The organism is Cellulomonas sp. SLBN-39 (assembly GCF_006715865.1).
Taxonomy (GTDB): Bacteria; Actinomycetota; Actinomycetes; order Actinomycetales; family Cellulomonadaceae; genus Cellulomonas.
In genome coordinates this window covers 3,832,628-3,853,787 of record NZ_VFOA01000001.1, presented here as the reverse complement: position 1 = coordinate 3,853,787, position 21,160 = coordinate 3,832,628, and the positions used below count along the sequence as shown (strand labels likewise).

Sequence of the window (21,160 nt, the reverse complement as noted above, 5' to 3'; positions counted from 1 at the left end):
GACGGACGTCGTGGACGAAACACCAGAGGTCGGACGAGTTCACCGAAAGGTTACTTCCGGGTAGTTGCGGCAGATCGGGTGAACGCGCAGTGTGGACCCCGGCCGCCGCAGGCGGCCGTTCCGCTGCGCACGGCACCCCGACCAACGGCGGTCGGGCCGCCGGCCCGAGGGAGGGACCCTTCGCGTGCACGCTCGACGACGAACGACCACCGGAGCGCTCACGGCGCTCACCCTGCTGATCACCGGTGGGGCGGTGGCGGCCCCCGCGTCGGCGGCGGTCTCGCCCGACGCCGCGGTCGTGATCTCCGAGGTCTACGGGGGCGGGGGCAACGCGGGTGCGACGCTCACCCAGGACTTCGTCGAGCTGTACAACCCGGGCGAGGAGCCCGTCGACGTGTCCGGCTGGGCGGTGCAGTACGCGTCCGCGACGGGCAGCAGCTGGAACGTCACGCCGCTGACCGGACGCACGATCGCCGCCGGCGGGCACCTGCTCGTGGGTCAGGCGCGCGGGGCGGGCGGCACCGTCGACATCGCCGCGGACGTGACGGGCACGGCGGCGATGAGCGGCACGCAGGGCAAGGTGGCCCTGACGTCGTCCGCGTCGGCGCTGACGTGCTCGACCGGCTGCGCGTCCCTCGACCCGGTCGTCGACCTCGTCGGCTACGGCGCGGCCTCGTCGTTCGCGGGCTCCGCGCCCGCGCCGGCCACGGCGAACGCGACGTCGGCGTCGCGGGACGCCGAGGGCACCAACACGGCGGACAACGCCGCGGACTTCACCGTCGGCACCCCGACGCCGACGCCCTCGGGCACGGACCCCGAGGACCCGGAGGACCCCGAGGACCCGACCGAGGTCACGATCGCCCAGGTCCAGGGCACCGGGTCGAGCTCGCCGCTGGTGGGGCAGACGGTCACGACGTCCGGCGTCGTCACCGCCGCGTACCCCACGGGCGGGCTCAACGGCTACGTGCTGCAGACCCCGGGCACGGGCGGCGGCGACGGCACCGGCCGCACGGGCTCGGACGCGGTCTTCGTCTACTCGCCCACCACCGCCGGTGCCGCCGAGGTCGGCCAGCACCTGCGCGTGACCGGTGCGGTCGCGGAGTTCAACGGCCTGACCCAGGTCACGGTCGCTGCGGCCGCCGACGTCGAGGAGCTGCCCGACGCGGCGGCACCGGCGCCCGTGGAGGGCGTCTGGCCGGCGACGACGGAGGCCCGCGAGGCGCTGGAGTCGATGCTCCTGCTCCCGACGGGCGACCTGACGGTCACCAACACGTACAGCACGAACCAGTACGGCGAGGTGGGCCTGGCGGTCGGGACGACGCCCCTGCTGCAGCCGACGGACGTGGCCCGTCCCGGGTCGCCCCAGGCGCTGGCCGTGGCGGCGGACAACGCCGCGCGCGGCGTCGTGCTCGACGACGGCGCGACGACGAACTTCGTCAACGCCGCGAACGGTGGTCTCACGCCGCCGTACGTCTCGCTCGAGAACCCGGTGCGTGTCGGTGCGGCGGCGCAGGTCACCGCGCCGGTCGTCGTCGACTGGCGCAACGGCACGTGGAAGCTCAACCCGACGGCGCCCGTCGTGGCGGGCGGACCGCTGCCGGCCACGTTCGAGAACGACCGCACCGAGGCCCCCGAGGCCGTCGGGGGCGACCTGTCGGTCGCGTCGTTCAACGTCCTCAACTACTTCACGACCCTGGGTGACCAGGACGCGTCCTGCGTCGCCTACACGGCGCCCGGCGGCGAGCCCGTCACGGTGCGTGACGGCTGCGACCAGCGCGGCGCCTGGGACGCCCAGGACCTGGAGCGCCAGCAGGACAAGCTCGTCGCGGCGATCTCCGCGCTCGACGCGGACGTCGTGGGCCTCATGGAGATCGAGGGGTCGGCGCGTGTCGACGGCACGCCGGACGAGGCCCTCGGCACCCTCGTGGACGCGCTGAACGACGCCGCGGGCGCCGACGTGTGGGCGTTCGTGCCGTCGTCGGACGAGCTGCCGCCCGCTGCGGAGCTCGACGTCATCACCAACGCGATCATCTACCGCACCGCCGCCGTGGAGCGCACCGGGGCGTCCCGTGCGCTGGGCGACCAGAGCGGGGACGACGAGGCGTTCGGCAACGCGCGCGAGCCGATCGGCCAGGTCTTCACGCCGGTGGGCGGCGGCGAGCCGTTCCTCGTCGTGGTCAACCACTTCAAGTCCAAGGGCTCGGCCGGTCCGTGGCCGGGCGACGCGGACGCCGGTGACGGCCAGGGCTCGTCGAACGAGTCCCGGGTCCGGCAGGCGACGGCGCTGCGCGACTGGGTGCCGACCGTGCAGGGCGACGCCGAGGCGGTCGCGCTCGTGGGCGACTTCAACTCCTACACGTTCGAGGACCCGCTGCAGCTGCTCTACGACGCCGGGTACGTCGACGCGGCCGAGACGCTCGCGCCGGGGCAGTACAGCTACTCGTTCAGCGGGCTGTCGGGGTCGCTCGACCACGTGCTGCTCAACGAGGCGGCGGCGGCCCGGGCCACGGGTGCCGACGTCTGGGAGATCAACTCCGGGGAGTCGGTCGCGCTGGAGTACAGCCGTTTCGGCTACCACGGCACGTCGTTCCACGCGCCCGACCCGTACCGCTCGTCCGACCACGACCCCGTCGTGGTGGGCCTGGCCGCGGGCGAGCAGGACGGCCCGGTCGACCTGACGCTGCTGAACATCAACGACTTCCACGGCCGGATCGACGCGAACACCGTCAAGGTCGCGGGCACGGTCGAGCAGCAGCGCGCGGCCGCCGAGGCGGCCGGCGGTGCGGCGGCGTTCCTGTCGGCCGGCGACAACATCGGCGCGTCGGTCTTCGCGTCGTCGGTCCAGGACGACCAGCCGACGATCGACGTCCTCAACGCCCTGGACCTGGCGGCGTCGGCCGTCGGCAACCACGAGTTCGACCGTGGGTTCGACGACCTCGTGGACCGTGTGGTCGACGGCGGCGAGAACGCGCAGTTCCCGTACCTGGGCGCCAACGTCTACGCCAAGGGCACGACCACGCCGGCGCTCGACGAGTACGCGCTGCTGGACATGGCGGGCGTGACGGTCGCCGTGATCGGCGCCGTCACCGAGGAGACGCCGTCGCTGGTGACGCCCGCCGGCGTGGCGGACCTGGACTTCGGCGACCCGGTCGAGGCCGTCAACCGCGTCGCGGCGCAGCTCACGGACGGTGACCCCGCCAACGGCGAGGCCGACGTCATCGTCGCGGAGTACCACGAGGGGGCCGGGGCGGGGACGCCCGACGGCTCCACCCTGGAGGAGGAGGTCGCGGCGGGCGGTGCGTTCGCGGACATCGTCACGGGCACGTCGGCCGAGGTCGACGCGATCTTCACCGGCCACACCCACAAGCAGTACGCGTGGTCGGCACCCGTGCCCGGCGAGGAGGGGCGCACGCGCCCGGTCCTGCAGACGGGCTCGTACGGCGAGTTCGTCGGCAAGGTCGTCCTCACGTACGACCCCGAGTCGGACGAGGTGACGGCCTCGACCGCGGAGAACGTCGCCCGCACGGGCACGGCCGACGCGGACCTGGTCGCGGCGTACCCGCGGGTCGCCGAGGTCAAGCAGATCGTCGACGCGGCCCTGGCGTTCGCCGCCCAGGTCGGGTCGCAGCCGGTCGGCTCGGTGCAGGCGGACGTCACGACCGCGTACGCGGGCGGGTCGTACGTCGACGGCGTGTACACCGGCTCCGGCCCGCTGCCCACGACCGGCCGCGACGACCGCAGCCGCGAGTCGGCGCTGGGCAACACGGTCGCCCAGGCGCTCCTCGACGCCACGTCGTCGGCCGAGCGCGGCGGCGCCCAGATCGGCGTCGCGAACCCCGGCGGTCTGCGGGGGGAGCTGTTCTACGCCCCGGACGGCGTGGTGACCCTCGCAGAGGCGAACGCCGTCCAGCCGTTCGTCAACAACGTCTGGACGACGACGCTGACGGGTGAGCAGGTCGTCACGCTGCTGGAGCAGCAGTGGCAGACCAACGCGGACGGCACGATCCCGAGCCGGCCGTACCTGCAGCTCGGCCTGTCGGACAACGTCTCGTACACGTTCGACGCGTCGCGGCCGCTGGGCGACCGCATCACGTCGGTCACGGTCGACGGGGAGCCGGTCGACCCGGCTGCCGGGTACCGGATCGCGACGTACTCGTTCCTCGCGCAGGGCGGCGACAACTTCCGCATCCTGACCGAGGGCGACGCGACGGCCGACTCGGGGCTGATCGACCGGGAGGCGTGGTTCGCGTACCTCGAGGCCCACCCCGACCTCGCGCCGGACTTCACGGAGCGCGCCGTCGGCGTGCCCGAGCTGCCGGCGTCGGTCGAGGCCGGGCAGGACCTCACGTTCGGGGTCTCGGGCCTGAACCTCACGAGCCTGGGCGCACCGGAGAACACCTCGCTCGAGGTGCTGCTCGACGAGGAGGTCCTCGGGGAGGTCACCCTGACCCGTTCGGGCGTCGACGCGTCGGGGACCGTCGACGTGACGATCCCGGCGGGCACGGCGGCCGGGTCCCGCACCCTCGTGCTGGTCGCGCAGCCGAGCGGCACGACGGTCCGTCTGCCGCTGACCGTGGAGGCGGGGCTGCCGTCGTCGACGACCACCCTGACGGCCCGGCCCGACAGCCAGGTCCACGGGGCGTTCGGCCGCCGCGTCGAGCTCACGGCGCGGGTCGTCGCCGACGTCCCGGCCGCGGGGTCGGTGGAGTTCGTCGCCGGCGACGAGGTGCTGGGGACGGCGACGCTGCGCCGCGGTCAGGCTCGTCTGACGCTGCCCGCGAGCACGCCGGCGGGCACCTACGAGGTGGTCGCGCGGTACGCGGGCAGCTCGACGGTCGCGGGCTCGCAGTCCGCGCCGGTGACGGTCACGGTCGAGAAGGTCGGGTCCGCCACGACGCTGAGCGTCGCCGGCTCGCCGGTGTCCTGGCTGCCCTCGCTGTGGGTGTCGACGGTCCGCCTGGACACCGGTCGCCTGCCCGACGGCACCGTCGAGCTCCGCGACGGCACCCGGGTCGTGGCCCGTGCCGACGTGCGGCTCGGGGTCGCGATCGGCGCGCTCCCGCGTGACCTGGGCCGCGGCACGCACAGCCTGACCGCGGTGTTCGTGCCGGACGACGCGGCGAACGTCGAGGGCAGCACGAGCCGCACGGTGCGGGTGAGCGTGCGCTGACCCGACCCGGTGCCCGCTGCGGCGGGTGACGGACGGAGCACCACCAGGAGGGACGGGCCGGGCGGCCCGTCCCTCCTGCCGTGCACGGGGCGGGACGTGGACGCCGCGTCCGACCGGTGAGACCGTCCCCGGACCGGCCGCGGGACGGGCCACGGGGCCGCTAGGTTGGTCCGCGACACGGGGTGCCCCCATCGGAGGGGGCTGAGATCACACCCGTCGAACCTGATCTCGTTAGCACGAGCGAAGGGATGTCCTCCATGACGTCTGCCGTCCTGCCCTCCCACGACCTGGCCGCCCGCGCCGGCGCGGCGCTGACCGCGCTGCGGGCCCGCACCCCGCTCGTGCAGTGCGTCACCAACGAGGTGACGTCGAACCTGGTCGCCAACGCGGTCCTCGCGATCGGCGCCTCGCCCGCGATGGCGTCCGTGCCGGGCGAGGCCGAGGAGCTCGCGGGGTCCGCCGGTGCGGTCCTGGTGAACCTCGGCACGCCGGGCCCCGACCAGCGGGCGTGCGTCGAGGCGACCGTCGCGGCCGCGGTCGGCGCGGGCGTGCCGTGGGTGCTCGACCCCGTCGCGGTCGGCGTCCTGTCGGTCCGGACGCGGCTCGCGGCCCGGCTCCTCGCGGAGCGTCCGACGGTCGTGCGGGGGAACGCGAGCGAGGTCCGTGCGCTGGCGGGCGAGGTGTCGTCCGGGCGCGGCGTCGACGCCCGCGACCGCGTCGAGGCGGCGGCGTCGGCGGCCCGGGCGCTGGCCGGTGCCACGGGCGGTGCGGTGGCCGTGTCGGGGCCCGTCGACCTCGTCACGGACGGGTCGGTGGCGCTCCGGCTCGCGGTCGGTGACCCTCTCCTCGCCCGCGTCACGGGTGCGGGGTGCGCGCTGGGCGGGCTCACGGCGGCGTTCGCCGCGGTGACGGACCCCGTGGCGGCGGCGGTCGGGGCGTCGACGGCGCTGGGGGTCGCGGCCGAGCGGGCCGCGGTGGTCGCGCGGGGTCCGGGGTCGTTCGTCGTGGCGCTGCTCGACGAGCTGTCCCTGCTGAGCGCCGACGACGTCGCGTCGCGCGTGGGCGCCGAGCTCGCGGTGGGGGTGCCCGCGTGAGCCGCGGGCCGGAGGGGATCTACCTCGTGCTCGACCTCGACGTGTGCGCGTCGGCCGGCCACCACCCCGCCGACGTCGCACGGGCCGCGGTCGTGGCGGGCGTCGGGGCCGTGCAGGTGCGGGCCAAGCGTGCGCCGGTGCGCGAGCAGGTCGCCGTGACGGTCGCGGTCGCCGACGCGCTGCGCCTGGCCGGGCCGGCGCTGCTGGTCGTCGACGACCGGGTCGACGTGGCCCTGGCCGCCCGGGCGCGCGGCGCCCTCGTCCACGGCGTGCACGTGGGGCAGGGCGACCTGGCGGTCGACGACGTGCGGGCGCTCCTGGGCGCCGACGCGGTCGTGGGCGTCTCCGCGGCGCGGCCGCAGGACGTGCGTGCCGTGCCGGGCGCGGCGGACTACGTCGGCAGCGGACCTGTCCGCCTGACGGCGACGAAGCCCGACGCCGGCCCGGCGCTCGGCCTGGACGGCCTGGCCGCGGCCGTGGCGGCCTCGTCGCTGCCGGTGGTCGCGATCGGCGGCCTCGCGGCCGACGACGCGCCCGCCGTCCGGGCGACGGGTGCACGCTCCATGGCCGTGGTCGGCGCGGTGTGCGGTGCGCCGGACCCGGGTGCCGCCGCGCAGGCGCTGGTGGCCGCCTGGTCCGCCGCGGCGCCGCCGCCGGGTGCGGACGGCGCCGACCGGTCGTCCACCGGGCGTGCGGCGGTGGCCCGATGAGCGCCCGCCGGCCCAGCCGGGTGCGCGCGCTGTCCGTCGCCGGGACCGACCCGACCGGCGGCGCGGGCGTCCAGGCGGACCTGAAGTCGTTCGCCGCGCACGGTGCGTACGGCATGGCCGTCGTCACCGCCCTCGTCGCGCAGAACACGCACGGCGTGCGGGCGGTGCACGTGCCGGACGTGGCGTTCCTGCGGGCGCAGCTCGACGCCGTGGGTGACGACGTCACGGTCGACGCCGTCAAGCTCGGCATGCTCGGCACGCGTGACGTCGTCGAGGAGGTCGCCTCGTGGCTGCGCCGCACGCGCCCGCCGGTCGTGGTCCTGGACCCGGTGATGGTCGCGACCAGCGGCGACCGGCTCCTGGACGCGGGGGCCGAGCAGGCGGTGCGCGCGCTCGTCGCGCAGGCGGACCTGGTCACGCCCAACCTGCCCGAGCTCGGCGTGCTGCTCGACGAGCCACGAGCCCCGTCGTGGGGCGCGGCCGTGGACCAGGCGCGCCGGCTCGCCCGGTCCGCGGACGTGACGGTGCTGCTCAAGGGCGGTCACCTCGACGACGACGTCAGCCCGGACGCCGTGGTCGACGCGCGCACCGTCGTCGAGCTCGAGGCAGCCCGGGTCGCGACGACCAGCACGCACGGGACGGGGTGCTCGCTGTCGGCGGCGGTGGCGGCGCTGCGTCCCCGGCGCCCGGACTGGGTCAGCGCGGCCCGCGACGCCAAGGAGTGGCTCACGGGGGCGATCGCGGCGGGGGAGGCGCTGCGGGTCGGCTCGGGGCGCGGGCCGGTCGACCACCTGCACCACGTGCCGACCCTCGGGGCGCCGGCGTTCAGCGTGGAGGCGTGGGACGCGGTGGCGGACCTGCGGGCGGCGTGCGACGCCCTGCCGTTCGTGCGGGCGCTCGCGGACGGGACCCTCCCGACGGACGCGTTCGAGGCCTACCTGCACCAGGACGCGCTGTACCTGGGCGTCTACGCCCGGGTGCTGGCGCGGGCGAGCGAGCTGGCCCCCGACCCGGTCGGGCAGGCGTTCTTCGCGCGGGGGGCCGCCGGGTGCCTCGACGTCGAGGCGCAGCTGCACCGCGACCGGCTGGGCCGGTCGGACCGCGTGCACCGGTCCGGGGCGTCGGCGGTGACGCGCGCGTACGTCGACCACCTCGCGGGCGTCGGCGCGCACGGCTCCTACGCGCAGGTGCTGGCCGCGGTCCTGCCGTGCTACTGGCTGTACGCGGACGTCGGCGCGCGCATCCTGGCGCGTGCGGGCGACCTGGCCGCCCACCCGTTCGGCGACTGGGTGGGCACGTACGGCGACCCGGGCTTCGCGGCGCTCGCGGACGAGGCCCGTCGGCTGACGGACGAGGCGGCGCGGGAGGTCGGTGCGGGGGAGCGGGCGCGGATGCTGGCGGCGTTCGTGACGTCGTGCGAGCACGAGGTCGCGTTCTTCGACCAGGTCGACGTCGGCCCGGCCCGGGCGCGGCGGCCCGCCGTGGCCGCCGCGGGAGGGTGACGCAGACGCCACAGACACCAGGAGCGCCTGGCGGGTGGTGGTGCTGGTGTCGAGTACGGTGCAGGGGTGCGCACGGGTGTCTCGGACGAGCTGATGACCGAGGAGGACACCCTCCTCACCACCGGCGAGGTGGCGAAGCTCCTGGGCGTCTCCCGCCAGCACGTCGTCGACCTGTGCGACCGGGGTGACCTGGAGTACGTCACGACGGGCTCGCACCGGCGGATCCGCCGCGCGGAGGTCGAGCGGGTGCGGTGGGGCTCGGCCCGCATGTCCGCCGAGCAGCGCCGCACCTGGCTCCTCGCGGTCGCGGTCGCGGGCAAGCTCGCGGTCTACCCGGGCCCGACGCTCGAGCTGGCGCGCGACAACCTGCGCGCGCTGCAGGAGCGGCACCCGCGCGGGCAGGCGGCCCGGGTGCTCGCCGGGTGGGAGAAGGCTCTCGACGGTCCGCTCGACGCCGTGCTGACGCTCCTGACGTCCCCGACGCAGCGCGCCCGCGAGATGCGCGGCCACGCCCCGTTCGCCGGGGTGCTCAGCGACGGCGAGCGCGAGGCGGTCCTGCGCGCGGCGCGCTGAGCCCCCGGGCGTCCGGCGCGGTCAGCAGCCGTCGTCGGTGCAGGCGTCGGCCGCCGTGGCCGGGACGAGGGGGTTGGCCTCGCGCCAGCCGGCGTCGAGGAGCTGGGCGAGCACCTCGGCCGGCTGCGCGCCCGAGACGGCGTAGCGCCGGTCGACGACGAAGAACGGCACGCCGGTGATACCGAGCTCGCGCGCGGTGCGCAGGTCGGCGCGCACGGCGTCGGCCTCGGCGTCGGACGCGAGCGCCTCGGCGACCCGCGCGTCGTCCCAGCCGTGCGCCCCGAACCCGGCACCGGCGGCGATCGTGACGAGAGCCCCGGGCGCGCCCAGGTCGACGCCCTGCTCGAAGTGGGCGGAGAACAGCGCCTCCGTGGTCCGCTCGGTCAGCTCGGCACCGCCGACGCGTGCCGCCAGGTGCAGCAGGCGGTGCGCGTCGAAGGTGTTGAACGCGAGCGTGCGGGCGAAGTCGTACCGCAGCCCGTCGCCGGCGGCGACGTCGGTCACGTGGGCGAACATCTGCTCGACCTGCTCCCGCGGCATGCCCTTCATCTCGACGAGCGCGTCGATCTCGGGGCGCCCCGGCCCGGCGGGGGTGTCGGGGGAGAGCTGGTAGGAGCGCCAGACCACCTCGACGTGGGCGCGGTGCTCGAACCCGGCCAGGGCGGTGGCGAAGCGTCGCTTGCCGATGAAGCACCAGGGGCACGCGACGTCGGACCAGATCTCGACGGTGACGGTGCGCGGCGGGGCGGCGAACGTGGGGGAGGTGAGCGTGGTCACGGCAGGAGGAGGACCTTTCCGGTGGTGCTGCGCGCCTCGAGCGCGCGGTGGGCGGCGGCCGCGTCGGCCAGGGGGTACGTCGCGCCGACGCGCACGTGCAGCGCCCCGGAGGCGACGGCGTCGAGCAACTCGCCGGCCCGCTGGTCCAGCTCGGCCCGCGTGGCGGTGTGGTCGGCGAGGGTGGGTCGGGTCACGAACAGCGAGCCGCCCGCGTTCAGGCGCTGCAGGTCCACCGGCGGGACGGGGCCGGAGGACGCGCCGAACAGCACGAGCGTGCCGCGGCGGGCGAGCGCGGCGAGCGAGGCGTCGAAGGTGTCCCTGCCGACGCCGTCGTACACGACGTCGACGCCGCGTCCGCCGGTGAGCGCGCGCACGCGCTCGGGCAGCTGCGTGGTGAGGTCGTCGAGCTCGCGGTACCGCACGACCTCGGCGGCCCCGGCCGCGCGCGCGAGCTCCTCCTTGGCGGCGGACCCGACGGTGGCGACGACGCGCGCGCCTCGGGCGGCTGCCAGCTGCGTGAGCAGCAGCCCCACGCCCCCGGCCGCGGCGTGCAGCAGCACGTCGTGCCCCGGCCCGAGGGGGAACGTGGAGGTCGTGAGGTAGTGCGCGGTCAGGCCCTGCAGGGGCAGGGCGGCGGCGGTCCGGTCGTCGACGGCGTCGGGCACGGCGATGAGGTCGTCCGCGGCGACGGCGACGAGCTCGGCGCACGAGCCCGGTGCGGACGCCCACGCGACGCGGTCCCCGACGGTGGCCGTCGTGACGCCGGCCCCGAGGGCGACGACGCGGCCGGCGCCCTCCGAGCCCACGACGTGGGGGAACGGCATACGGTAGGTGCCGCTGCGCCGGTAGGTGTCGATGAAGTTGACCCCCGCCGCGGCGACGCGCACGACGACCTGCCCGGGTGCGGGCTCGGGATCGGGCACGTCGACGACCCGGAGGACCTCGGGCCCGCCGGGGCGGGCTGCGGTGACGGCTCGCACGGTGGCCGCAACCGTCGACGACGGGAGCCTGTTCCCGCCGACCCGTTGGTATTTGTCTGCACTCGACTGTATGTTCATGCACATGACGTTCAGCGTGGCGGTCGCCGGGGCCAGCGGGTACGCCGGCGGGGAGGTCCTGCGCCTCCTGCTCGAGCACCCGCAGGCCCGCATCGGCACCCTCACCGCGCACGCGAGCGCGGGCACGCCGCTCGGTGCCCACCACCCCCACCTGCTCGACCTGGCCGACCGGGTCCTGGAGCCGACGACCGCCCAGGCGCTCGCGGGGCACGACGTCGTCGTCCTGGCGCTGCCGCACGGTGCGAGCGGCCGGCTCGCGGCCGAGCTCGAGGCCCTCGGCGAGGACCCCGTCGTCCTCGACCTGGGGGCCGACCACCGGCTCGTCGACGCCGCGGACTGGGAGGCGTACTACGGCAGCCCCCACGCCGGCACCTGGACGTACGGGCTGCCCGAGCTCGTCGTCGGTGCGGGCGGCGCCCGTCAGCGCGAGCGGCTCGTCGGCGCCCGGCGGATCGCGGTCCCCGGGTGCAACGTGACCGCCGTGACGCTCGGCCTGCAGCCCGGCGTGGCCGCGTGCCTGCTCGACACGACCGACCTCGTGGCCGTCCTGGCGGTCGGGTACTCCGGGGCGGGCAAGGCGCTCAAGCCGCACCTGCTCGCGTCCGAGGCGCTCGGCGCGGCGGTCCCGTACGCGGTCGGCGGCACCCACCGGCACGTGCCGGAGATCGCCCAGAACCTGCGCTCCGCGGGTGCGGCCGAGGTCCGCACGTCGTTCACGCCCGTCCTCGTCCCGCTCGCCCGCGGCATCCTCGCGACCGCCACCGCACGGCTCGCCCCGGACGTCGACCCCGCGGTGCTGCGCGAGACGTGGACCGCCGCGTACGCCGACGAGCCGTTCGTGCACGTCCTGCCCGAGGGCACCTGGCCGACGACGGCGTCCACCACGGGGGCCAACACCGCGCTCGTCCAGGTCGCGTACGACGCCCGTGCCCGGCGCGTGGTCACCGTCACCGCGATCGACAACCTCGTGAAGGGCACCGCCGGCGGTGCGGTGCAGTCCCTCAACCTCGCCCTCGGCCTGCCGGAGACCCTCGGCCTCCCCCGGAACGGAGTCGCCCCGTGACCGACCACCTCGGACCCGCCCTGCAGGGCACGTCCCCCGGCACGTCGCCGGGGGTGACGGCCGCCGCGGGCTTCCGTGCGTCCGGCGTCACCGCCGGCCTGAAGGCGTCGGGCTCGCCCGACCTCGCGCTCGTCGTCAACGACGGCCCCCGCCAGGTCGGCGCCGCGGTGTTCACCACCAACCGCGTGGTCGGTGCACCGGTCACCTGGTCCCGGCAGGTCGTGCGCGACGGGGTCGTGGCCGCGGTCGTCCTCAACTCCGGCGGCGCGAACGTGGCCACCGGCCCGCGCGGCTTCCAGGACGCCCACGCCACGGCCGAGAAGGTCGCGGCCGGGCTCGGCGTCTCGGCCGGTGACGTCGTCGTGTGCTCCACGGGTCTGATCGGGGTGCCCCTGGCCAGCGAGCGGCTCTTCGCCGGCATCGGCCCCGCGGTCGAGGCGCTCGCCGACGGTGCCGGCCCCGACGCCGCCACGGCCATCATGACCACCGACAGCGTGCCGAAGACCGCGCACGTGCGCGTCGAGACCCCTGACGGGGCGTTCGTCGTGGGCGGCATGGCCAAGGGTGCGGGCATGCTCGCCCCGGCGATGGCCACGATGCTCAGCGTCCTCACGACCGACGCCGACGTCGATGCCGCCACCGCGGACGCCGCGCTGCGGGCCGCCACGGCCGTCACCTTCGACCGCGTCGACTCCGACGGCTGCATGTCGACGTCCGACACGGTGACCCTCCTGGCGTCCGGCGCGAGCGGCGTCGCGCCTGCCGCGGACGTCTTCGCCGACGCGGTCCTGCGCGTCTGCGCGTCGCTCGCCCGCCAGCTCGTCGCCGACGCCGAGGGCGCGTCGCACGACATCGCGGTGCACGTGCAGGGTGCGACCACGCAGGACGCGGCCGTCGCGGTCGCCCGTGCGGTGACCCGGTCCAACCTGTTCAAGGCCGCGATGTTCGGCAACGACCCCAACTGGGGCCGGATCATCGCCCAGGTCGGCACCGTCCCGGAGCACGTCGCGCCCTACGACCCCGCCGCGCTCGACGTCACGATCAACGGCCTGCAGATCTGCCGCGCGGGCGGCGCGCACGAGGACCCGGCCCAGCTCGACCTGGCCGCGGCCCGCGAGGTGCACGTCGTCGTCGACCTGCACGCCGGCGACGCCGCGGCCACCGTCTGGACCAACGACCTCACGCACGACTACGTCCACGAGAACAGCGCGTACTCCACATGAGCGAGAACGGCCCGACGACCGCCCCGGTGCGCGACGACTTCGTCTTCGACACCCGCACCGACCTGCGCCCCGACCAGAAGGCCGAGGTGCTCGTCGAGGCGCTGCCCTGGCTGCAGAAGTTCTCCGGCGCGCTCGTCGTCGTCAAGTACGGCGGCAACGCCATGATCGACGACGACCTCAAGCGGGCCTTCGCCGAGGACATGGTGTTCCTGCGCCAGGTCGGCCTGCGCCCGGTCGTCGTGCACGGCGGCGGCCCGCAGATCAACGCGATGCTCGACCGCCTCGACATCGCCAGCGAGTTCCGCGGCGGGCTGCGCGTGACGACGCCCGAGGCGATGGACGTCGTCCGCATGGTGCTGACCGGGCAGGTCTCGCGCGAGCTGGTGGGCCTGCTCAACGCGCACGGCCCGCACGCGGTGGGCCTGTCGGGGGAGGACGGCGGCCTGTTCCAGGCGCGCCGGCGCAGCGCGGTGGTCGACGGCCAGGAGGTCGACGTCGGCCTCGTCGGCGACGTCGTGCACGTCAACCCCGGCGCGGTCCTCGACCTGCTCGACTCCCGGCGCATCCCCGTCGTCTCCACGGTCGCCCCCGACGTCGACGACCCCACCCAGGTGCTCAACGTCAACGCGGACACCGCCGCCGCCGCGCTCGCGGTCGCGCTCGGCGCGCGCAAGCTCATCGTCCTCACGGACGTGGAGGGCCTGTACACCGACTGGCCCGACCGGTCGTCGCTGGTGCGTCGCATCCGCGCGTCGACGCTCGCCGAGCTGCTCCCGCGCCTGGACGCCGGGATGCGCCCGAAGATGGAGGCCTGCTGGCGCGCCGTCGAGGGCGGCGTTCCCCGCGCCCACGTCATCGACGGCCGGGCTCCCCACTCGGTCCTCGTCGAGGTCTTCACCTCTGACGGCATCGGCACGATGGTCCTGCCCGACGTCGAGCCCGCCGACGCCCCCTTCACCACACCCGTCCCCGCGGTCGCCCCGCGGACCGCCCCGGGAGCCTGAGATGACGACGACGGGAACGCCCGGCGCCCCGCACGAGGCCACGACGCCGACCGACCCGCCCCCCGGCGGGCAGCTCCCGGCGCAGGCGGGCGGCCACCTGGCCCGGCACCGCGGCCCGGAGGAGGCCCTCCCGCTGCCGCCCGCGGACGGTTCCGTCGCGCAGTGGACCGACCGGTACACCCACGCGGTCATGGACACCTTCGGCCCGCCGCAGCGTGTCCTCGTGCGCGGCGAGGGCCCGTACGTCTGGGACGCCGACGGCCGCCGCTACCTCGACCTGCTCGGCGGGATCGCGGTCAACTCCCTCGGTCACGCGCACCCGACGCTGACCGCGGCGGTCAGCGCCCAGCTCGGGACGCTGGGCCACGTGTCGAACTTCTTCGCCAGCCCGACGCAGATCACGCTGGCCGAGCGCCTCGTCGAGCTCGCCCAGGCGCCCACGGGCTCGCGGGTGTTCTTCACCAACTCGGGCACCGAGGCCAACGAGGCCGCGTTCAAGCTCGCCCGCCGCCACTCCGCCGGCACCCGGCCCCGGGTCCTGGCGCTGGAGGGATCGTTCCACGGCCGCACGATGGGTGCGCTCGCCCTGACGCACAAGGCCGCGTACCGGGAGCCGTTCGAGCCGCTGCCCGCCGGGGTCGAGTTCCTGCCCTTCGGCGACGCCGACGCGCTGCGGGCGGCGTTCGCCACCGACGGCGACCAGGTGGCGGCGCTGGTGGTCGAGCCCATCCAGGGCGAGGCCGGCGTGCGCCCGCTGCCCCCGGGGTGGCTCGCCCTGGCCCGCGAGCTCACCACCGAGCACGGCGCCCTGCTGGTCCTGGACGAGGTCCAGACGGGCATGGGGCGCACCGGCCGCTGGTTCGCCCACCACCACCCGCACCTGGGCGGCGGGGTCGTGCCCGACGCCGTCACCGTCGCCAAGGGCCTCGGCGGCGGCTTCCCCGTCGGCGCCCTCATCGCCTTCGGCCCGCAGGTCGCGGGCCTGCTGGGCCGCGGCCAGCACGGCACCACGTTCGGCGGCAACCCCGTCGCCGCCGCGGCCGCGCTCGCGACGATCGGCGTGGTCGAGCGTGACGGGCTGCTCGCCAACGTGCGCGACCTCGGCGAGCGCCTGCGGGAGCGCCTGCGCGGCACCGGCAACCCCCTGGTCCGCGAGGTGCGCGGCGAGGGCCTGCTCGTGGCCGTCGAGCTGACCGCCCCGGTCGCAGCCGTCGTCGCGGCCCGCGCCCTGGACGCCGGCACGATCGTCAACCCCTGCACCCCGACCACGCTGCGCCTGGCCCCGCCCTACGTCCTCACCGACGAGCAGGTCCAGCCGTTCGTCGACCTGGTCGCGGCCCTGCCCGCGGACCTCGCCGTGCCCGAGGAGACCCGATGACCCGCCACTTCCTGCGCGACGACGACCTGACCCCCGCCGAGCAGCGGGAGGTCCTCGAGCTCGCCCTGGCGTTCCGCGACGACCGCTTCATCCGCACACCCCTGGCCGGGCCGCGCGCCGTCGCTGTCATCTTCGACAAGCCGACCCTGCGCACCCAGGTGAGCTTCGCGACGGGCATCGCCGAGCTCGGCGGGTTCCCGCTCACGGTGGACGGCACCCTGGCCCGCATCGGCGTGCGCGAGTCCGTCGCCGACACCGCCCGCGTCCTCGGCCGCCAGGCGGCGGCCGTGGTGTGGCGCACGCACGCGCAGGCGCGCATCGAGGAGATGGCCGCCCACGCGGGCGTCCCCGTCGTCAACGCCCTGACCGACGACTTCCACCCGTGCCAGGTCCTCGCCGACCTCACCACGGTCGCCCAGCACCGCGGGGGCGTCGCCGCGCTCGCGGGCACCACCCTGGCCTTCGTCGGCGACGGCGCCAACAACATGGCGCACTCCTACCTGCTCGGCGGCGCCACGGCGGGCCTGCACGTGCGCGTGGGCTGCCCGGCCGGCGCGGCACCCGACCCTGCGGTCGTGGCACGCGCGGCCGAGGTCGCGGCGACGACCGGGGGCTCGGTCCGCGTCGTGCACGACCTGGCCGAGGCCGTCGCCGGCGCGGACGTCGTGGCGACGGACACGTGGGTCTCCATGGGCCAGGAGGACGTCGGCCCCGAGCGCCAGGCGCAGCTCGTCCCGTTCCGTCTCGACGCGGCGGCCCTGGCGCTGGCCGCCCCCGACGCCCTGGTCCTGCACTGCCTGCCGGCGTACCGCGGCAAGGAGATCACCGCCGACGTCCTCGACGGCCCGCAGTCGGTCGTCTGGGACGAGGCGGAGAACCGCCTGCACGCCCAGAAGGCCCTGCTGTCGTTCCTGCTGGAGCGACGATGACCACCGGGACGGGTGCGGTCCCGTCGACCAAGGCGGCCCGCCACGCGCTGATCCGTGCGCTGCTGCACCGCGGCGCCGTGCACTCCCAGGGCGAGCTCGCGGACCTCCTCGCGGAGGAGGGTGTCAACGTCACGCAGGCCACGCTCAGCCGCGACCTCGTGGAGCTGCGCGCGGTGAAGATCCGCACCCCGGCGGGCGCCCTCGCGTACGCCGTGCCCGGGGAGGGCGGCGACCGCACCCCCACCACGTCCGACCCCGAGCAGCTCGCGGCCCGCCTCGCGCGCCTGTGCGCCGAGCTGCTGGTGACGGCCGAGGCGTCGGGCAACCTCGTCGTGCTGCGCACGCCGCCGGGGGCGGCGCAGTTCCTCGCGTCGGCCATCGACCACTCGATCCTCCCGCAGGTCCTCGGCACGATCGCCGGCGACGACACGGTCCTCGTGATCTGCCGCGCCCCGGACGGCGGCGACGCGGTCGCGGACCGCTTCCTCGCGCTCGCGGGCGAGGGCTGAGCCGGTTGTGCATATCTCCGCATGAGGATGTATGTTCATGCATGCGGATCTCGAGAAGGAGCACCCTGACATGACCGAACGCGTCGTCCTCGCCTACTCCGGCGGTCTGGACACCTCGGTGGCCATCGGCTGGATCGCCGAGGCCACCGGTGCCGAGGTGATCGCCGTGGCGGTCGACGTCGGCCAGGGCGGGGAGGACCTCGAGGTCATCCGCCGCCGCGCGCTCGACTGCGGCGCCGTCGAGGCCTACGTGGCGGACGCGCGCGACGAGTTCGCGACCGAGTACTGCATGCCCGCCCTCAAGGCCAACGGGCTGTACCTCGACCGGTACCCGCTGGTCTCGGCGCTCTCGCGTCCCGTCATCGTCAAGCACCTCGTGCGCGCCGCGCGGCAGTTCGGCGCGACGACCGTGGCCCACGGCTGCACCGGCAAGGGCAACGACCAGGTCCGGTTCGAGGTCGGCATCACCTCCCTCGCGCCCGACCTGAAGTGCCTGGCCCCCGTCCGCGACCTGGCGCTGACCCGCGACAAGGCCATCGAGTACGCCGAGAAGCACCGGCTGCCCATCGCCACGACGAAGCACAACCCGTTCTCGATCGACCAGAACGTGTGGGGCCGCGCGGTCGAGACCGGCTTCCTCGAGGACATCTGGAACGGCCCGACCAAGGACGTCTACACGTACACGGACGACCCGACGTTCCCGCCGGTCGCCGACGAGGTCGTCGTCACGTTCGAGCAGGGCGTGCCCGTGGCGCTCGACGGCGTGGCCGTGACGCCCCTGCAGGCGATCCAGGAGATGAACCGGCGCGCCGGGGCCCAGGGCGTCGGCCGCATCGACATCGTCGAGGACCGTCTCGTCGGCATCAAGTCCCGTGAGGTCTACGAGGCACCCGGCGCGATCGCCCTGATCGCGGCGCACCAGGAGCTCGAGAACGTCACGGTCGAGCGCGAGCAGGCCCGGTTCAAGCGCCAGGTCGAGCAGCGCTGGACCGAGCTGGTCTACGACGGCCAGTGGTTCAGCCCGCTCAAGCGTTCGCTCGACGTGTTCGTCGAGGACACCCAGCGCTACGTCTCCGGCGACGTCCGCCTCGTGCTCCACGGCGGGCGGGCCACGGTCACGGGCCGTCGTTCGGACGCCAGCCTCTACGACTTCAACCTCGCGACCTACGACACCGGCGACACGTTCGACCAGTCGGCGGCCCGCGGCTTCATCGAGATCTACGGCCTGAGCTCGAAGCTGGCGGCCGCCCGCGACGTGACGTTCGGCAACGCCCCCGACCTGGGCCCGGCCGGCGGCCTGACGGGGGCCTGACGTGGCGGCGGCGGGGGAGCAGGGCGTGCCTGGCGCGGACGGTGCGACGGGAGGCCCGCTGGCCCTGTGGGGCGGGCGCTTCGCGTCCGGCCCCGCCGCGGCCCTGGCGGACCTGTCCCGCTCGACGCACTTCGACTGGCGGCTGGCCGACGACGACGTCAGCGGCTCGGTCGCGCACGCGCACGTGCTGCACGCGGCCGGGCTGCTGACCGACGACGAGGTCACGCGCATGGTCGACGCGCTCGAGCGGCTGCGGGCGGACGTCGCGTCGGGCGCGTTCGGCCCCTCGCCGGACGACGAGGACGTGCACACCGCGCTCGAGCGCGGGCTGCTCGAGCGTGCGGGCGTCGACCTGGGCGGCAAGCTGCGCGCGGGGCGCTCGCGCAACGACCAGATCGCCACGCTGGTGCGCATGTACCTGCGGCGGCAGTCGCGCCTGCTGTCGGCGATGGTGCTCGACGTCGTCGACGCCCTGGTGGCGCAGGCCGAGGCGGCCGGCGACGCCCCGCTCCCGGGGCGCACCCACCTGCAGCACGCCCAGCCGGTCCTGCTCGCGCACCACCTGCTCGCGCACGCGTGGCCCCTGCTGCGCGACGTCGAGCGCTGGGCCGACTGGGACCGCAGGGCCGCGGTGTCGCCGTACGGCTCGGGCGCGCTGGCCGGTTCGTCCCTGGGCCTGGACCCGGCGGCGGTGGCCGCCGAGCTCGGCTTCGACGGCCCGGTCGAGAACTCGATCGACGGCACGGCCGCCCGTGACGTGGTCGCGGAGTTCGCGTTCGTCGCGGCGATGGTCGGGGTCGACCTGTCGCGGCTGGCCGAGGAGGTCGTGCTCTGGGCGACCAAGGAGTTCGGCTTCGTGCGGCTGCACGACGCGTACTCCACGGGGTCGAGCATCATGCCGCAGAAGAAGAACCCCGACGTCGCCGAGCTCGCGCGCGGCAAGGCCGGGCGCCTCGTCGGCGACCTGACGGGTCTGCTGACCACGCTCAAGGGCCTGCCGCTCGCGTACAACCGCGACCTGCAGGAGGACAAGGAGCCGGTCTTCGACCAGGTCGACCAGCTCACGGTGCTGCTGCCCGCCTTCGCCGGGATGGTCGCGACCCTGACGTTCGACACCGACCGCATGGCGGCCCTGGCGCCGCAGGGGTTCTCCCTGGCGACGGACGTCGCGGAGTGGCTGGTGCGCGAGGGCGTGCCGTTCCGCGTCGCCCACGAGGTGGCCGGCGCGTGCGTGCGCACGTGCGAGGAGCACGACCCGCCCCTGGAGCTGTGGGACCTGACCGACGAGCAGCTCGCCGCGATCTCGCCCCACCTGACTCCTGCGGTCCGGAGCGTGCTGACGGTCGAGGGCTCGTTGGCCTCCCGGTCCGCGCACGGCGGTACCGCGCCGGTGCGCGTGGCCGAGCAGCTGGCGCGTGCCCGGGCGCGGGCCGCGCACCTGCGCGCGACCCGCTCGGCCTGACCGCGATGCCCGGGGTGCGGACCGCGCGATGACCTCCGACCACGAGCCGGCGGCCGCCGGTGCGGACCCCGGCGACGGGGCGGCGTCGGCGGTCGCCGGGCAGCTGGTGGCCGGGCTCCTGCAGGGCCCGGCCCGGCTCGGTCGCGTGCGCCTCGTGACCGTCGACGGCCCGGCCGGGTCGGGCAAGACGACGACGGCGGCCCGCCTGGTCGCCGCGGTCGTCGGGGCGGGCCGCTCCGCCGCGGTCGTGCACATGGACGACCTGTACGCGGGGTGGGACGGGTTCGAGCCGACCCTGTGGCCGCGGGTCCGCACCCAGGTCCTCGAGCCGTTGCGCCGCGGCTCGGCGGGGCGCTTCGAGCGGTACGACTGGGTGCTCGGCCGGTTCGACGGGTGGGTCGACGTCCCGCCCGTCGACGTGCTCGTGCTCGAGGGCTGCGGCTCCTGCCCCCGCGCGGTCGACGGGCTGACGTCGCTGCGGCTGTGGGTCGAGGCGGCGCCGTCGGTGCGGCTGGCCCGCGGCCTCGCGCGCGACGGTGCGGCGGCCGAGCCGCACTGGCGCACGTGGATGCGCGACGAGCAGGCGCACTTCGCGGCGCAGGGCACGCGCGGGCGCTGCGACGTCGTGCTGGACGCGTTTGGCATGATGGCCGGGTGAACGCCGTGCAGCCCGAGCCCGCAGGCGACGACGCCGCGGCCCCCGGCGTCGGGCGCGTCCCTGCACGCACCTGGTTCGCCAGGGACGTGCTGACGGTGGCTCGGGACCTGCTCGGTGCGTTCGTGTCCGCCCACGGCCCGGACGGCACGGTGACCGTGCGCCTGACCGAGGTCGAGGCCTACGGCGGCGACGACGACCCGGCCTCCCACGCGTTCCGGGGTCGCAACGCGCGCAACGCGGCGATGTTCGCCGAGCCGGGGCGCCTGTACGTCTACCGCCACCTCGGTCTGCACCACTGCGTGAACGTCGTGACCCAGCCTGCCGGTTCGGCGTCGGCCGTGCTGCTGCGGGCGGGCGAGGTCGTCGAGGGGAAGGACCTGGCCTGGGACCGCCGGGCCCGTGCCGGCACGGTGGACAACGAGCGGCAGCTGGCCCGGGGCCCGGCCCGGCTGGCGGTGTGCCTCGGCCTCGACGTCGCCGCGAACGGCCAGGACGTGACCGAGCCGGGCGGTGCGGTGGTCGTGCACCTGCGCGAGACCGACTCGGTGCTGCCGCCCGTGGTGAGCGGCGCCCGCGTGGGTGTCTCGGGTGCCGGCGGCGACGTGGCGGCCCACCCGTGGCGCCTGTGGTTCAGCGGTGACCGCACGGTGTCCGCGTTCCGCCCCGGCTATCGCTCGCCGACGTCGGCAGACGCCCCGCGCGGGGCGACGACGTCGGCCTGACGGGTGCACGCACCCG

General features: G+C 75.7%; 17 protein-coding genes and 1 riboswitch. Of the genes, 15 read left to right on the top strand and 2 right to left on the bottom strand.

Annotation, left to right across the window (positions count from 1 at the left end; all coding sequences use genetic code 11):
* Window positions 1-184: 184 nt before the first annotated feature.
* From FBY24_RS17515 to FBY24_RS17495, 5 genes are all read left to right on the top strand, one after another.
* A complete protein-coding gene (locus tag FBY24_RS17515; RefSeq protein ID WP_142162541.1) occupies window positions 185-5,170 on the top strand; it encodes an ExeM/NucH family extracellular endonuclease in 4,986 nt (1,661 codons plus the stop codon).
* A gap of 168 nt (window positions 5,171-5,338) precedes the next feature.
* A riboswitch (TPP riboswitch) is annotated at window positions 5,339-5,436 on the top strand.
* Complete coding sequence (gene thiM / locus FBY24_RS17510) at window positions 5,428-6,264, top strand: hydroxyethylthiazole kinase (RefSeq protein ID WP_142162539.1); 837 nt, start codon at window positions 5,428-5,430, stop codon at window positions 6,262-6,264. (Overlaps the previous riboswitch by 9 nt.)
* Window positions 6,261-6,974, top strand: coding sequence for a thiamine phosphate synthase (locus FBY24_RS17505; protein ID WP_142162537.1), 714 nt, complete (start codon window positions 6,261-6,263; stop codon window positions 6,972-6,974). Before thiM ends, FBY24_RS17505 begins: the two co-directional genes overlap by 4 nt.
* Window positions 6,971-8,476 carry a bifunctional hydroxymethylpyrimidine kinase/phosphomethylpyrimidine kinase gene (gene thiD / locus FBY24_RS17500; protein WP_142162535.1) on the top strand — a complete coding sequence of 502 codons (1,506 nt, stop codon included), beginning with the start codon at window positions 6,971-6,973 and terminating at the stop codon, window positions 8,474-8,476. The genes FBY24_RS17505 and thiD overlap by 4 nt, the downstream gene beginning before the upstream one ends.
* Before the next feature lie 66 nt (window positions 8,477-8,542).
* Window positions 8,543-9,049 (top strand): helix-turn-helix domain-containing protein, encoded by a 507-nt coding sequence (locus FBY24_RS17495; RefSeq protein WP_239072976.1) that lies wholly within the window; start codon window positions 8,543-8,545, stop codon window positions 9,047-9,049.
* A gap of 21 nt (window positions 9,050-9,070) precedes the next feature.
* Here the strand turns inward: FBY24_RS17495 and FBY24_RS17490 are convergent, their stop codons facing one another.
* Both FBY24_RS17490 and FBY24_RS17485 read right to left on the bottom strand, forming a co-directional pair.
* Window positions 9,071-9,826, bottom strand: coding sequence for a DsbA family oxidoreductase (locus FBY24_RS17490; protein WP_142162534.1), 756 nt, complete (start codon window positions 9,824-9,826; stop codon window positions 9,071-9,073).
* Window positions 9,823-10,806 (bottom strand): quinone oxidoreductase, encoded by a 984-nt coding sequence (locus FBY24_RS17485; protein WP_142162532.1) that lies wholly within the window; start codon window positions 10,804-10,806, stop codon window positions 9,823-9,825. Before FBY24_RS17485 ends, FBY24_RS17490 begins: the two co-directional genes overlap by 4 nt.
* Window positions 10,807-10,888: 82 nt before the next feature.
* Here FBY24_RS17485 and argC point away from each other — a divergent pair, with 82 nt between their 5' ends.
* The 10 genes from argC (at window position 10,889) to FBY24_RS17435 (ending at window position 21,144) form a co-directional block, all read left to right on the top strand.
* Window positions 10,889-11,947, top strand: coding sequence for an N-acetyl-gamma-glutamyl-phosphate reductase (gene argC, locus FBY24_RS17480; protein ID WP_222117313.1), 1,059 nt, complete (start codon window positions 10,889-10,891; stop codon window positions 11,945-11,947).
* Window positions 11,944-13,170: a bifunctional glutamate N-acetyltransferase/amino-acid acetyltransferase ArgJ gene (gene argJ / locus FBY24_RS17475; RefSeq protein WP_142162530.1), complete on the top strand. Its 1,227-nt coding sequence runs from the start codon at window positions 11,944-11,946 to the stop codon at window positions 13,168-13,170. The genes argC and argJ overlap by 4 nt, the downstream gene beginning before the upstream one ends.
* Window positions 13,167-14,174 carry an acetylglutamate kinase gene (gene argB / locus FBY24_RS17470; RefSeq protein ID WP_142162528.1) on the top strand — a complete coding sequence of 336 codons (1,008 nt, stop codon included), beginning with the start codon at window positions 13,167-13,169 and terminating at the stop codon, window positions 14,172-14,174. The genes argJ and argB overlap by 4 nt, the downstream gene beginning before the upstream one ends.
* Window position 14,175: 1 nt before the next feature.
* On the top strand, window positions 14,176-15,552 hold the full coding sequence (locus tag FBY24_RS17465; protein WP_142162526.1) for an acetylornithine transaminase: 1,377 nt from the start codon (window positions 14,176-14,178) through the stop codon (window positions 15,550-15,552).
* The gene (argF, locus tag FBY24_RS17460; protein ID WP_142162524.1) at window positions 15,549-16,481 is read left to right on the top strand and encodes an ornithine carbamoyltransferase; all 933 of its coding nucleotides are present in this window, start codon (window positions 15,549-15,551) and stop codon (window positions 16,479-16,481) included. Before FBY24_RS17465 ends, argF begins: the two co-directional genes overlap by 4 nt.
* Window positions 16,478-16,990 (top strand): arginine repressor, encoded by a 513-nt coding sequence (locus FBY24_RS17455; protein WP_140460561.1) that lies wholly within the window; start codon window positions 16,478-16,480, stop codon window positions 16,988-16,990. Before argF ends, FBY24_RS17455 begins: the two co-directional genes overlap by 4 nt.
* Window positions 16,991-17,060: 70 nt before the next feature.
* Window positions 17,061-18,302 carry an argininosuccinate synthase gene (locus FBY24_RS17450; RefSeq protein WP_140460562.1) on the top strand — a complete coding sequence of 414 codons (1,242 nt, stop codon included), beginning with the start codon at window positions 17,061-17,063 and terminating at the stop codon, window positions 18,300-18,302.
* Window positions 18,303-18,327: 25 nt separating this feature from the next.
* Complete coding sequence (gene argH / locus FBY24_RS17445; protein ID WP_142162522.1) at window positions 18,328-19,764, top strand: argininosuccinate lyase; 1,437 nt, start codon at window positions 18,328-18,330, stop codon at window positions 19,762-19,764.
* Between the two features lie 28 nt (window positions 19,765-19,792).
* A complete protein-coding gene (locus FBY24_RS17440; protein WP_142162520.1) occupies window positions 19,793-20,422 on the top strand; it encodes a uridine kinase in 630 nt (209 codons plus the stop codon).
* Window positions 20,419-21,144, top strand: a complete 726-nt coding sequence (locus FBY24_RS17435; protein WP_255432468.1) for a DNA-3-methyladenine glycosylase — start codon at window positions 20,419-20,421, stop codon at window positions 21,142-21,144. Before FBY24_RS17440 ends, FBY24_RS17435 begins: the two co-directional genes overlap by 4 nt.
* The last annotated feature ends 16 nt before the right edge of the window (window positions 21,145-21,160 follow it).